This window comes from Enterobacter sp. BNK-34 (genome assembly GCF_048684445.1).
Lineage (GTDB): Bacteria > Pseudomonadota > Gammaproteobacteria > Enterobacterales > Enterobacteriaceae > Enterobacter > Enterobacter pseudoroggenkampii.
The window spans coordinates 2517427-2530677 of sequence record NZ_JBLQUA010000001.1 but is presented as its reverse complement, the minus strand read 5'-3'; the positions used below and the strand labels follow the sequence as shown (position 1 = coordinate 2530677).

At 55.2% G+C, this 13251-nt stretch carries 11 protein-coding genes and 7 tRNA genes; 17 read left to right on the top strand and 1 reads right to left on the bottom strand.

Annotation, left to right across the window (positions count from 1 at the left end; translation table 11 throughout):
* Positions 1–6 precede the first annotated feature (6 nt).
* The 8 genes from asnB (at position 7) to ACMGG5_RS12330 (ending at position 2594) form a co-directional block, all read left to right on the top strand.
* Entirely contained in the window at positions 7–1671 is a 1665-nt protein-coding gene (gene asnB, locus ACMGG5_RS12365) for an asparagine synthase B (RefSeq protein WP_420277922.1), read from the top strand.
* 226 nt (positions 1672–1897) lie between these two features.
* A tRNA-Met gene (locus tag ACMGG5_RS12360) sits at positions 1898–1974 on the top strand.
* A gap of 8 nt (positions 1975–1982) precedes the next feature.
* Positions 1983–2067 (top strand) — tRNA-Leu (locus ACMGG5_RS12355).
* A gap of 23 nt (positions 2068–2090) precedes the next feature.
* A tRNA-Gln gene (locus ACMGG5_RS12350) sits at positions 2091–2165 on the top strand.
* A gap of 32 nt (positions 2166–2197) precedes the next feature.
* A tRNA-Gln gene (locus tag ACMGG5_RS12345) sits at positions 2198–2272 on the top strand.
* Between the two features lie 17 nt (positions 2273–2289).
* Positions 2290–2366: transfer RNA gene (locus ACMGG5_RS12340), tRNA-Met, on the top strand.
* A gap of 41 nt (positions 2367–2407) precedes the next feature.
* Positions 2408–2482, top strand: a tRNA-Gln gene (locus tag ACMGG5_RS12335).
* 37 nt (positions 2483–2519) lie between these two features.
* Positions 2520–2594 (top strand) — tRNA-Gln (locus ACMGG5_RS12330).
* Positions 2595–2700: 106 nt separating this feature from the next.
* On the opposite strand, the gene ubiF is transcribed toward ACMGG5_RS12330, so the two are convergent.
* Positions 2701–3876 (bottom strand): 3-demethoxyubiquinol 3-hydroxylase, encoded by a 1176-nt coding sequence (ubiF, locus tag ACMGG5_RS12325; RefSeq protein ID WP_032649545.1) that lies wholly within the window; start codon positions 3874–3876, stop codon positions 2701–2703.
* A gap of 135 nt (positions 3877–4011) precedes the next feature.
* Between ubiF and miaB the strand changes: the two genes are divergently transcribed.
* The 9 genes from miaB (at position 4012) to ACMGG5_RS12280 (ending at position 13176) form a co-directional block, all read left to right on the top strand.
* The gene (gene miaB, locus ACMGG5_RS12320) at positions 4012–5436 is read left to right on the top strand and encodes a tRNA (N6-isopentenyl adenosine(37)-C2)-methylthiotransferase MiaB (protein ID WP_248272877.1); all 1425 of its coding nucleotides are present in this window, start codon (positions 4012–4014) and stop codon (positions 5434–5436) included.
* A gap of 163 nt (positions 5437–5599) precedes the next feature.
* Positions 5600–6646: a PhoH family protein gene (locus tag ACMGG5_RS12315; RefSeq protein ID WP_023310759.1), complete on the top strand. Its 1047-nt coding sequence runs from the start codon at positions 5600–5602 to the stop codon at positions 6644–6646.
* Positions 6643–7110, top strand: coding sequence for an rRNA maturation RNase YbeY (ybeY, locus tag ACMGG5_RS12310; RefSeq protein WP_008501052.1), 468 nt, complete (start codon positions 6643–6645; stop codon positions 7108–7110). The genes ACMGG5_RS12315 and ybeY overlap by 4 nt, the downstream gene beginning before the upstream one ends.
* A gap of 89 nt (positions 7111–7199) precedes the next feature.
* Positions 7200–8078 carry a CNNM family magnesium/cobalt transport protein CorC gene (gene corC, locus ACMGG5_RS12305; RefSeq protein WP_021242574.1) on the top strand — a complete coding sequence of 293 codons (879 nt, stop codon included), beginning with the start codon at positions 7200–7202 and terminating at the stop codon, positions 8076–8078.
* Positions 8079–8083: 5 nt separating this feature from the next.
* On the top strand, positions 8084–9622 hold the full coding sequence (gene lnt, locus ACMGG5_RS12300) for an apolipoprotein N-acyltransferase (protein WP_048992563.1): 1539 nt from the start codon (positions 8084–8086) through the stop codon (positions 9620–9622).
* A gap of 353 nt (positions 9623–9975) precedes the next feature.
* Positions 9976–10881 carry an amino acid ABC transporter substrate-binding protein gene (locus ACMGG5_RS12295; RefSeq protein ID WP_008501049.1) on the top strand — a complete coding sequence of 302 codons (906 nt, stop codon included), beginning with the start codon at positions 9976–9978 and terminating at the stop codon, positions 10879–10881.
* Positions 10882–11036: 155 nt separating this feature from the next.
* Positions 11037–11777 (top strand): glutamate/aspartate ABC transporter permease GltJ, encoded by a 741-nt coding sequence (gltJ, locus tag ACMGG5_RS12290; RefSeq protein ID WP_008501048.1) that lies wholly within the window; start codon positions 11037–11039, stop codon positions 11775–11777.
* Positions 11777–12451, top strand: a complete 675-nt coding sequence (gene gltK, locus ACMGG5_RS12285; RefSeq protein ID WP_032649550.1) for a glutamate/aspartate ABC transporter permease GltK — start codon at positions 11777–11779, stop codon at positions 12449–12451. The genes gltJ and gltK overlap by 1 nt, the downstream gene beginning before the upstream one ends.
* Positions 12451–13176: an amino acid ABC transporter ATP-binding protein gene (locus ACMGG5_RS12280; RefSeq protein ID WP_014883001.1), complete on the top strand. Its 726-nt coding sequence runs from the start codon at positions 12451–12453 to the stop codon at positions 13174–13176. Before gltK ends, ACMGG5_RS12280 begins: the two co-directional genes overlap by 1 nt.
* Positions 13177–13251: the final 75 nt, after the last annotated feature.

Below are 13251 nucleotides of genomic sequence, written 5' to 3'. Positions count from 1 at the left end.
AAGGTTATGTGTTCAATTTTTGGCGTACTGGATATTAAAACTGACGCAGGCGAACTGCGTAAAAAGGCACTCGAACTGTCCCGCCTGATGCGCCATCGCGGACCGGACTGGTCAGGCGTTTACGCCAGTGACAAAGCGATTCTGGCTCACGAACGTCTGTCTATTGTTGACGTCAACGCCGGTGCACAGCCGCTGTATAACGAGAAAAAAACGCACGCGCTGGCTGTCAACGGTGAGATCTACAACCACCAGGCGCTGCGCGCCGAATACGGCGACCGCTACGCGTTCCAGACCGGTTCTGACTGTGAAGTGATCCTGGCGCTGTATCAGGAGAAAGGGCCTGAGTTCCTGGACGACCTGCAGGGCATGTTCGCCTTCGCGCTGTACGACAGCGAAAAAGACGCTTACCTGATTGGCCGCGACCATATCGGCATTATCCCGCTGTACATGGGCCACGATGAGCATGGCAACTTCTACGTTGCTTCTGAAATGAAAGCCCTGGTACCGGTCTGCCGCACCATCAAAGAGTTCCCGGCAGGCAGCTACCTGTGGAGCAAAGACGGCGAGATCCGTCAATATTATCAGCGTGACTGGTTCAATTTCGACGCGGTAAAAGACAACGTCACGGACAAAGCCGAGCTACGTCAGGCGCTGGAAGATTCCGTGAAAAGCCACCTGATGTCCGACGTGCCGTACGGCGTGCTGCTCTCTGGCGGTCTGGACTCCTCCGTGATCTCCGCGATCACCAAGAAATTCGCGGCCCGTCGCGTGGAAGATCAGGAGCGCTCAGAAGCCTGGTGGCCACAGCTGCACTCCTTTGCCGTGGGCCTGGAAGGCGCACCTGACCTGAAAGCCGCGCAGGAAGTGGCAAACCACCTGGGGACCGTGCACCATGAAATTCACTTCACCGTGCAGGAAGGTCTGGATGCGATCCGCGATGTGATCTATCACATTGAAACCTATGACGTGACCACCATCCGCGCCTCGACCCCGATGTACCTGATGTCACGTAAGATCAAAGCGATGGGCATCAAGATGGTGCTCTCCGGTGAAGGTTCGGACGAAGTGTTTGGCGGCTACCTGTACTTCCACAAAGCGCCGAATGCCAAAGAGCTGCACGAAGAGACCGTGCGTAAACTGCAGGCGCTGCACATGTTCGACTGTGCACGTGCCAACAAAGCGATGTCCGCCTGGGGCGTGGAAGCGCGCGTGCCGTTCCTGGATAAGAAATTCCTCGACGTGGCGATGCGCATCAACCCGCAGGACAAGATGTGCGGCAACGGTAAAATGGAAAAACATATCCTGCGTGAATGTTTTGAATCCTACCTGCCGGCGAGCGTGGCGTGGCGTCAGAAAGAGCAGTTCTCTGATGGCGTAGGTTATAGCTGGATCGACACCCTGAAAGAGGTCGCGGCGAAACAGGTTTCTGACCAGCAGCTGGAAACCGCAAGCTTCCGCTTCCCGTACAACACGCCGGGTTCGAAAGAAGCGTATCTCTACCGTGAAATTTTTGAAGAATTGTTCCCGGTACCGAGCGCTGCGGAGTGTGTGCCGGGTGGCCCGTCCGTCGCCTGCTCGTCTGCCAAAGCGATTGAATGGGATGAATCGTTCAAATCCATGAACGATCCGTCAGGACGTGCGGTAGGCGTTCACCAGTCAGCCTACAAATAATTGCGTATTTCATCATCAGGCCCTGCGGGGCCTGATTTTTTTTGCCCCGCTTTTGCACAGCTAAAAACGATTAATAACCAATAATTGCCGAATATTCGGTCACGCTGTTCGCAACCTAACCAAACAGTCACATTCCGGCTATTTTCGTTGAAAAAGGTGTTGACGCTGCAAGGGTCTATACGCATAATGCGCCCCGCAACGCCGATAAGGTAACGCGAAAAAAGATGGCTACGTAGCTCAGTTGGTTAGAGCACATCACTCATAATGATGGGGTCACAGGTTCGAATCCCGTCGTAGCCACCATCTTTTTTGCGGGAGTGGCGAAATTGGTAGACGCACCAGATTTAGGTTCTGGCGCCGCAAGGTGTGCGAGTTCAAGTCTCGCCTCCCGCACCATTCCCGGGTAAGCGTTGCACGGATGGGGTATCGCCAAGCGGTAAGGCACCGGTTTTTGATACCGGCATTCCCTGGTTCGAATCCAGGTACCCCAGCCATATTTCTTCGATTTTGCGGTTCTCCGCGGTATTGGGGTATCGCCAAGCGGTAAGGCACCGGTTTTTGATACCGGCATTCCCTGGTTCGAATCCAGGTACCCCAGCCATCGAAGATTGCAGTACTGGCTACGTAGCTCAGTTGGTTAGAGCACATCACTCATAATGATGGGGTCACAGGTTCGAATCCCGTCGTAGCCACCAAATTTAGATTATTGATGTTGTTCGGTAATGAAAAAAATTGTTGGGGTATCGCCAAGCGGTAAGGCACCGGATTCTGATTCCGGCATTCCGAGGTTCGAATCCTCGTACCCCAGCCAATTTAAAAAAGTCGTTAAGCAGTTTGTTTAACGCAATTGGGGTGTCGCCAAGCGGTAAGGCTCTGGTTTCTGATACCAGCATTCCGGGGTTCGAATCCCTGCACCCCAGCCACTTAGTAACAAAAAAGCCCGCTCTGCGGGCTTTTTTGTTTTTGTACAGAATTGTGCGGCCTGATGCCCTCACCCTGGCCCTCTCCCACGGGGAGAGGGAAAAAAGTTTAGAGTCCGAGGGCGTACTTCAGGGCCTGACGCTTCAGACCACCGGCGCGTTCCGCTGCCATCAGGCCAATATTACGCAGAATGCGCACCGGGGCCAGGTCATTGCTGAACCCGGCATAGAACAGATCCATTCCCGACTGCATGATGAAATTGTCCGCCATTCGCCGCGTCTGGTAACGCTTTAGCACCTGATGGCTGGCCCAGTTTTCCGCGTGTCCGCGGGCGCTGCCCAGCACATCCAGTAACGCATCGACGTCGCGATACCCCAGGTTCACGCCCTGCCCTGCCAGCGGATGAATGGTGTGTGCCGCATCGCCCACCAGCGCCAGCCCTTCACGGGCATACTGCAAAGCGTGACGGCGCGTGAGCGGAAACGCCCCTGCTGCGACCGGCGTAACGTTGCCCAGGCGGCTCGGGAAGTGCAGGCGGATTTCCCGCTGCAATTGTTCCATTGAAAGCCCCTGCAGCTGGCGAATACGCGCCGGTTTGTCGTACCACACCAGCGACGCCCAATTATCAAACAGCGGTAAAAAGGCGTGCGGACCGTTCGGCGTAAAGTGCTGCCAGGTGCTTTCTCCCGGTGCATTCTCGCACTCGACGGTAATCAACATGCAGGACTGCTCGTACTGCCAGGCATGAACCCCGATACCCGCCATCTGTCTGACCTGCGAGTTAGCGCCGTCCGCCCCAACGACCAGCTTCACGGACAGCTCATCGCCGCTGTCGAGCGTCAGTAGATAGCCGCTCTCGTGAGGATGCAGTGCCTTAATCGAGGCCGGAAAACGCAGCGTCACCTTCGGATGTGTCTCCAGCGCCTGCCAGAGCGCCAGCTGGAGCACGTTGTTTTCCACCATATAACCCAGGCGCGGCAGCTTCAGCTCAGCGGCATCAAACGCAACGTGGGCATTTTCCCACTCCCAGGTTTCAAGACGGCTGTAAGGATGCGCGCGCATTGCCAGCACCGCCTCCCAGACGCCCAGCCCGCGCAGCAGATCGACGGAAGCCGCGCTGATCGCGGAAATGCGCACATCCGGTTTGCTGGCGGGATCGAAGGCCGGCGGTGCAGCCTGTTCAATTACCGTTACCTCAAATCCCTGCTGCGCCAGCCCCAGCGCCAGCGCGCCGCCGACCATACCGCCGCCGACAACGGCAACTTCGGTGTGTAGGAGTGTCATGGTCAATTTTCCTTATTGGAGAATCCCTTAAGTTTACCGGATTTTTGCGGTCCTGAGACACATAACCTTCATACTGGTCACAACCCCACCAAAGCATTACAATACGCGGCTTGCAATCCTGAGCTGAGCAAGTCGATGACTAAAAAACTCCATATAAAAACCTGGGGCTGTCAGATGAACGAATACGATTCATCCAAGATGGCCGATCTGCTGGATTCAACCCACGGATACCAGCTGACAGAAAATGTGAAAGAAGCGGACGTGCTGCTGCTGAACACCTGTTCGATTCGTGAAAAAGCGCAGGAAAAAGTCTTTCACGTGTTAGGCCGCTGGAAGCTTCTCAAGCGAAAAAATCCGGACCTGATCATCGGCGTGGGTGGCTGCGTTGCGTCGCAGGAAGGCAAGCTGATCCGCCAGAGAGCCCCGTATGTGGATATTGTCTTTGGTCCTCAGACTCTGCACCGCCTGCCCGAGATGATCAATCAGGTTCGCGGCAACCGCAGCCCGGTCGTTGACGTCAGCTTCCCGGAAATCGAAAAGTTTGACCGTCTGCCTGAGCCGCGCGCCGATGGCCCGACCGCCTTCGTCTCGATCATGGAAGGCTGCAACAAATACTGTACTTACTGCGTGGTACCGTACACCCGTGGTGAAGAGGTCAGCCGCCCGGCAGATGACATTCTGTTTGAAATCGCGCAGCTTGCCGCGCAGGGCGTTCGCGAAGTGAACCTGCTGGGCCAGAACGTTAACGCCTGGCGCGGGGAAAACTACGACGGAACCACCGGCAGCTTTGCCGAACTGCTGCGTCTGGTGGCCGCGATTGACGGTATCGACCGCATTCGCTTTACCACCAGCCATCCGATGGAATTTACCGACGACATTATTGACGTCTATCGCGATACGCCAGAGCTGGTGAGCTTCCTGCACCTGCCGATTCAGTGCGGCTCTGACCGCGTGCTGAACCTGATGGGCCGCCCGCATACGGTGCTGGAGTACAAGTCCACCATCCGCAAGCTGCGTGAAGCGCGTCCGGATATCCAGATTAGCTCCGACTTTATAGTCGGCTTCCCTGGCGAAACCGCTGATGACTTCGAGCGCACCATGAAGCTCATCGGTGAAGTGAATTTTGACGTCAGCTACAGCTTCATTTTCTCTGCGCGTCCGGGAACACCGGCGGCCGATATGGTTGACGATGTTCCGGAAGAAGAGAAGAAACAGCGTCTGTATATTCTGCAGGAGCGTATCCTTCAGCAGGCCAACGCCTGGAGCCGCCGCATGCTCGGCACCGTTCAGCGCATTCTGGTGGAAGGCACCTCACGCAAGAGCATTATGGAACTGTCCGGTCGTACCGAGAACAACCGCGTGGTGAACTTTGAAGGCACCCCGGATATGATCGGTAAATTCGTAGACGTCGAGATTGTTGAAGTGCTGACCAACTCGCTGCGCGCGAAGCTGGTACGCACCGAGGACGAAATGGGCCTGCGCATTGCCGAGTCACCGGAATCCGTAATCTCGCGCACCCGAAAAGAAAACGATTCTGGCGTTGGGATTTACCAGCCTTAATCCTCATGGCCTGCCCTTCCGGCAGGCCTTGTATTTCCTCTCATCGTCCCCAATATCTTCCGCAACGCTTGCGCCTTTATTCTGTGGCGTGAATAATTTCGGTAATGACCGTTTTATTACGTCCTGTCGCAACGGACCGGTTAACCAATTAAAGAGGAACAGTTTGAACATAGATACGCGTGAAATTAGCCTTGAGCCAGCAGACAACGCTCGCCTGCTGAGCCTGTGCGGGCCGTTTGATGACAATATCAAACAACTGGAGCGACGTCTGGGTATCGAAATCAATCGTCGCGATAATCATTTCAAACTTACCGGACGCCCTATCTGCGTCAACGCCGCTGCGGACATTCTGCGTAGCCTGTATGTTGATACCGCCCCAATGCGCGGCGAAACGCAGGATATCGAGCCGGAACAGATCCACCTCGCCATTAAAGAGGCGCGCGTGCTTGAGCAGAGCGCGGAAAGCGTGCCGGACTACGGCAAGGCCATTAACATCAAGACCAAACGTGGCGTCATTAAGCCGCGTACGCCAAACCAGGCGCAGTACATCGCCAATATCCTCGACCACGACATCACCTTCGGGGTGGGTCCGGCGGGGACGGGTAAAACCTATCTCGCCGTTGCCGCGGCGGTCGATGCGCTGGAGCGTCAGGAAATCCGCCGTATCCTGCTGACCCGCCCTGCCGTTGAAGCCGGTGAAAAACTGGGCTTCCTGCCAGGCGATCTGAGCCAGAAGGTCGACCCGTATCTGCGTCCTTTATACGATGCGCTGTTCGAAATGCTGGGCTTTGAGAAGGTCGAGAAGCTCATTGAGCGTAACGTTATCGAAGTTGCCCCGCTCGCCTACATGCGCGGTCGTACGCTGAACGATGCGTTCATCATTCTCGATGAGAGCCAGAACACCACCATTGAACAGATGAAAATGTTCCTGACGCGTATTGGCTTTAACTCGAAGGCGGTGATTACCGGCGACGTCACTCAGATTGACCTGCCGCGCAGCACCAAATCCGGTCTGCGCCACGCCATTGAGGTGCTGGCCGAGGTCGACGAAATCAGCTTTAACTTCTTCCACAGTGAAGACGTGGTACGCCACCCGGTGGTCGCGCGTATCGTTAATGCCTATGAAGCCTGGGAAGAGGCGGATCAGAAGCGTAAGGCCGAACTGGCCGCAGAACGTAAGCGCGAAGCGCAGGAGCAAGAACAGAAATGAGTCAGGTGATCCTCGATTTACAGCTGGCCTGTGAAGACAATTCCGGCATGCCAGATGAGGCGCAGTTTCAGAAATGGCTGGATGCCGTTATTCCTCAGTTTCAGGAAGAATCAGAAGTTACGATTCGCCTGGTGGATGAAGCGGAAAGCCATGAGCTTAACCTGACCTATCGCGGGAAAGATAAGCCGACCAACGTGCTCTCTTTCCCGTTCGAAGCGCCGCCGGGCATCGAGATGCCGCTGCTGGGCGATCTGATCATCTGCCGTCAGGTGGTTGAGCAGGAAGCCAAAGAGCAGCAAAAGCCGCTTGAGGCCCACTGGGCGCATATGGTGGTACACGGCAGCCTGCATCTGCTCGGCTACGATCATATTGAAGACGACGAAGCGGAAGAGATGGAGTCCCTCGAGACAGAGATAATGCTTGCTCTGGGCTATGAGGATCCGTACATTGCCGAGAAAGAATAGTCCGTCACCTGACGGACTCCCCTGCCGCCACGAAAGGACATCGCGTGGCGGTAAACGTTGAACTAACAAGAGAACCCTTAACAAACGCCATGAGCGACGACAATTCACACAGTAGCGACACGACAACCAGTAAAAAGGGATTTTTCTCCCTCATTCTGAACCAGCTTTTCCACGGCGAACCGAAAAACCGTGATGAACTGCTGGAGCTGATTCGTGATTCCGGGCAGAACGACCTTATCGACGAAGATACGCGCGAAATGCTCGAAGGGGTAATGGACATCGCCGACCAGCGCGTTCGCGATATCATGATCCCCCGCTCGCAGATGATCACCCTGAAACGTAACCAGACGCTGGACGAGTGCCTCGATGTGATCATCGAATCCGCCCACTCGCGTTTCCCGGTCATCAGCGAAGACAAAGATCACATCGAAGGGATTTTGATGGCGAAAGACCTGCTGCCGTTTATGCGCAGCGATGCCGAAGCCTTCAGCATGGAAAAAGTGTTACGCCAGGCCGTGGTTGTGCCGGAAAGTAAACGTGTGGATCGGATGTTGAAAGAGTTTCGCTCTCAGCGTTACCACATGGCGATTGTTATTGATGAATTTGGTGGCGTTTCCGGTCTGGTCACGATCGAGGATATCCTTGAGCTGATCGTGGGCGAAATCGAAGACGAGTACGACGAAGAAGAAGATATCGACTTCCGTCAGCTTAGCCGCCACACCTGGACCGTGCGCGCGCTGGCCTCCATCGAAGACTTCAACGACGCCTTCGGAACCCACTTCAGCGATGAAGAGGTCGATACCATTGGCGGGCTGGTGATGCAGGCCTTTGGCCACCTCCCGGCGCGTGGAGAGACCGTTGACATCGACGGTTACCAGTTCAAAGTAGCCATGGCCGACAGCCGACGTATTATACAGGTTCACGTCAGAACGCCGGACGACTCACCGGTGCCAAAACTGGAAGATTAATGTAAATGGCATTTGCCCCATTGCTTGAACGCCAGCGCGTCCGTTTGCTGCTGGCGCTGTTACTAGGAGCCAGCGGTACGCTGGCTTTTTCTCCTTACGATATCTGGCCCGCGGCCATTCTCTCCCTGATGGGGCTTCAGGGTCTGACCCTGAACCGTCGTCCGGTACAGGCTGCCGCTATCGGCTACTTCTGGGGGCTGGGGCTGTTTGGCTCAGGCATCAACTGGGTTTATGTCAGCATCGCCCAGTTTGGCGGTATGCCTGGCCCGGTAAACGTCTTCCTGGTGGTACTGCTCGCCGCCTATCTCTCGCTCTATACCGGTCTGTTCGCCGGCATCCTTTCTCGCCTGTGGCCCAAAACCAACTGGCTGCGCGTCGCCATTGCCGCGCCGGTGGTCTGGCAGGTAACCGAGTTCCTGCGCGGCTGGGTGTTGACCGGCTTCCCGTGGCTGCAGTTCGGCTACAGCCAGATTGACGGCCCGCTGAAAGGCCTGGCACCGGTAATGGGTGTTGAAGCTATCAACTTCCTGCTGATGGTCGTGAGCGGCCTGCTGGTATTAGCGCTGGTCACGCGCGGCTGGAAACCGCTGGCTGTGGCGCTGGTGCTGTTCGCCCTGCCCTTCCCGCTGCGCTATATCCAGTGGTTCACGCCTGAGCCCGATCGCGCCATGCGGGTTTCCATGGTGCAGGGGAATATCCCGCAGTCCATGAAGTGGGACGAAAAAGAGCTGCTGAATACGCTGAAGATCTACGCCAACGCCACCGAAGAGGTGATGGGTAAATCGCAGCTGATTATCTGGCCGGAGTCTGCGATCCCCGATCTGGAAATTAACCAGCAGCCGTTCCTCAACATGATGAACGACCTGCTGCTGGCCCGCGGCAGCACGCTTATCACCGGGATTGTCGATGCGCGTCTGAATCAGCAGAACCGCTACGACACCTACAACACCATCATTACGCTCGGCAAAGACAGCGAATACAGCTACCACTCCACTGACCGGTACAACAAGAACCACCTGGTGCCATTTGGTGAATTTGTGCCGCTGGAATCGATTCTGCGCCCGCTGGCCCCGTTCTTTGATTTGCCGATGTCCTCCTTCAGCCGCGGACCGTACGTTCAGCCTCAGCTGCACGCGCACGGCGCTGCCCTGACGCCGGCTATCTGCTACGAAATCATTCTCGGCGAGCAGGTGCGCGATAACTTCCGCCCGGATACTGACTATCTGCTGACCATCTCCAACGATGCCTGGTTTGGTAAGTCAATTGGCCCGTGGCAGCACTTCCAGATGGCACGTATGCGCTCCCTGGAGCTGGCGCGTCCGTTACTGCGCAGCACCAACAACGGCATCACCGCCGTGATTGGTCCTCAGGGTGAAATTCAGGCGATGATCCCGCAGTTTACCCGTGAGGTACTGACCGCTAACGTCACGCCAACCACGGGACTGACGCCATACGCCCGTACCGGCAACTGGTCGCTGTGGATACTGACCGTGCTGTTCGGCTTTGGCGCAGTGCTGATGAGCCTGCGTCAGCGTCGTAAATAACCTTCCCTTCTGTTGCCGGGTGGCGCTGACGCTTACCCGGTAAATCCTCCCAAACTCCCATTCTGGCACGCCTATTGCTTTGTTTATTCAGGTAAACGCAGTTTGGCTTAACGTGCAACTTTGTCGCACCAGCGTAGATCATCGGTAGCACCGAAACGGTGCAACGGGAGATATTTGCCTCTGAATGGTGCGGCGCGCTTCGCAAAAATAAACAATAACGCAGCAAAATCTTTACATTAAGCCAGACTAAATGTTAACAAGCTTGCATAACACTGCACTCGCATTGCGCGAGATATAACAACATCACAATGGGTATCAATGCGTCTCTGGCGCTGATAAAAAAGGAGTTGGGTATGCAATTACGTAAACTGGCCACAGCAATGCTGGTTATGGGAATGTCTGCTGGCGTGGTCCACGCTGAAGATGCGCCTGCAGCAGGCAGCACTCTCGACAAGATTGCCAAAAACGGCGTCATCGTGGTCGGCCACCGTGAATCATCTGTCCCGTTCTCTTACTACGACAACACGCAAAAAGTCGTGGGTTATTCACAGGATTACTCCAACGCTATCGTTGAAGCCGTGAAGAAAAAGCTGAACAAACCTGACCTACAGGTGAAGCTGATCCCAATCACTTCACAGAACCGTATTCCACTGCTGCAAAACGGCACCTTTGATTTCGAGTGTGGCTCCACCACCAACAATCTCGAGCGTCAGAAGCAGGCTGCCTTCTCTGACACCATCTTTGTTGTAGGCACCCGCCTGCTGACGAAGAAAGGCGGCGAGATTAAAGACTTCGCTGATCTGAAAGGTAAAGCGGTTGTTGTCACCTCCGGTACCACGTCAGAAGTGCTGCTGCACAAGCTGAACGACGAGAAAAAAATGGATATGCGCATCATCAGCGCGAAAGACCATGGCGACTCCTTCCGTACCCTGGAAAGCGGTCGTGCCGTCGCGTTTATGATGGATGACGCCCTGCTGGCGGGCGAACGTGCGAAAGCGAAGAAACCTGACAACTGGGATATCGTCGGCACCGCGCAGTCGAAAGAAGCCTACGGCTGTATGCTGCGTAAAGACGATCCGCAGTTCAAAAAGCTGATCGATGACACCATCGCTCAGGTGCAGACCTCTGGCGAAGCGGAAAAATGGTTCGACAAATGGTTCAAGAACCCGATTCCACCTAAAAACCTGAACATGAATTTTGAACTGTCTGACGACATGAAAGCGCTGTTCAAATCTCCAAATGACAAGGCTCTTAACTAATTAGAACAACAGGGGCGGGATCTCCTGCCCTCTCGATTGTCGGGAAGCATGGACAGACTATACGTTGAGTGGTCGTTCCCCACTCAGCGCGAAAAATGAGCTTCTCACCAATCTTCGAGGGTAGCGCTGCTACCCTTTTTTTTCTGGAGTTTATTATGTCAATCGACTGGAACTGGGGCATATTTCTGCAACAAGCCCCGTTCGGCAACACCACCTATCTTGGCTGGCTGTGGAGCGGCTTTCAGGTCACCGTGGCATTATCGATAACGGCGTGGATCATCGCGTTTCTTGTCGGTTCTTTGTTCGGTATTCTGCGCACCGTCCCTAACCGTTTTCTTTCAACACTCGGCACCCTGTATGTGGAACTGTTCCGTAACGTTCCGCTGATCGTGCAATTCTTTACCTGGTATCTGGTTATCCCGGAACTGCTGCCGGAAAATATTGGCATGTGGTTCAAGTCGGAACTGGATCCGAACGTACAGTTCTTTGTCTCCTCCATGATGTGTCTGGGGCTGTTTACCGCTGCGCGCGTTTGCGAGCAGGTGCGTGCCGCCATTCAGTCATTACCCCGTGGACAAAAAAATGCGGGTCTGGCGATGGGATTAACCCTGCCACAAACCTACCGCTACGTGCTGCTGCCTAACGCCTACCGCGTCATCGTTCCGCCGATGACCTCCGAGATGATGAACCTGGTGAAAAACTCGGCCATCGCCTCGACCATCGGCCTGGTCGATATGGCTGCGCAGGCGGGCAAGCTGCTGGATTACTCCGCTCACGCGTGGGAATCCTTCACCGCGATCACGCTCGCCTATGTTCTGATAAACGCTTTCATCATGCTGGTGATGAACCTGGTTGAACGCAAAATTCGCCTGCCGGGCAACATGGGGGGCAAATAATGTACGAATTTGACTGGAGTTCTATCGTTCCATCCATGCCTTACCTGCTTGATGGCCTGATGATTACCTTAAAAATCACCGTCATTGCCATCATCGTCGGTATCGTCTGGGGCACCCTGCTGGCCGTTATGCGTCTGTCGAGCTTTAAGCCGCTCGCCTGGTTCGCGACCGCCTACGTTAACGTATTCCGCTCCATCCCGCTGGTGATGGTGCTGCTGTGGTTTTACCTGATTGTGCCCGGCTTCCTGCAGAACGTGCTGGGGCTGTCGCCGAAAACCGATATCCGTCTGATCTCGGCGATGGTAGCATTCTCGATGTTTGAGGCAGCTTACTACTCAGAGATTATCCGAGCGGGCATTCAGAGTATCTCCCGCGGACAGTCCAGCGCCGCGCTGGCGCTGGGGATGACGCACTGGCAGTCCATGCAGCTCATTATTCTGCCGCAGGCGTTTCGCGCCATGGTTCCACTCCTGCTGACCCAGGGTATCGTGCTGTTCCAGGATACCTCGCTGGTCTACGTTCTGAGCCTGGCAGACTTCTTCCGTACCGCGTCAACCATCGGTGAGCGTGATGGTACGCAGGTTGAGATGGTGCTCTTCGCGGGTGCGGTCTATTTTGTGATTAGTTTAAGCGCGTCGCTGTTGGTCAGCTGGCTGAAGAAAAGGACGGTATAATGATTTCCCTGAAAAATGTTTCTAAATGGTATGGGCACTTTCAGGTGCTGACCGACTGCTCCACCGAAGTGAAAAAAGGCGACGTGGTGGTAGTGTGCGGGCCGTCCGGCTCCGGTAAATCGACGCTGATCAAAACCGTCAACGGACTGGAGCCAGTGCAGCAGGGTGAGATCGTCGTCAACGGTACCAAAGTCAACGACAAGAAAACCAACCTCGCCCAGCTTCGCTCTCACGTTGGCATGGTATTCCAGCATTTTGAGCTGTTCCCTCACCTCTCTATTATTGAGAACCTGACGCTGGCGCAGGTAAAAGTGCTTAAGCGTGATAAAAAAGCGTCGCGCGAGAAAGGTCTGAAGCTCCTGGAACGCGTTGGGCTTTCTGCGCATGCCGATAAGTTCCCGGCGCAGCTTTCTGGCGGCCAACAGCAGCGTGTGGCGATCGCCCGCGCGCTGTGCATGGATCCGGTGGCGATGCTGTTTGATGAGCCCACGTCGGCGCTCGATCCGGAGATGATCAACGAAGTGCTGGACGTGATGGTCGAACTGGCGCACGAAGGGATGACCATGATGGTGGTGACCCACGAAATGGGCTTCGCCCGTAAGGTGGCCAACCGCGTGATCTTTATGGACGAAGGGAAAATTGTCGAAGACTCACCGAAAGAAGAGTTCTTTGCTAACCCGAAATCCGAGCGTGCGAAAGATTTCCTTGCGAAAATCCTGCACTAATCTTCCCGGTGCGCAATCTGCGGATTGCGCACTGCTTCACGCTTTCACTCACTTCCTCTCGTCGGCGTCACATTG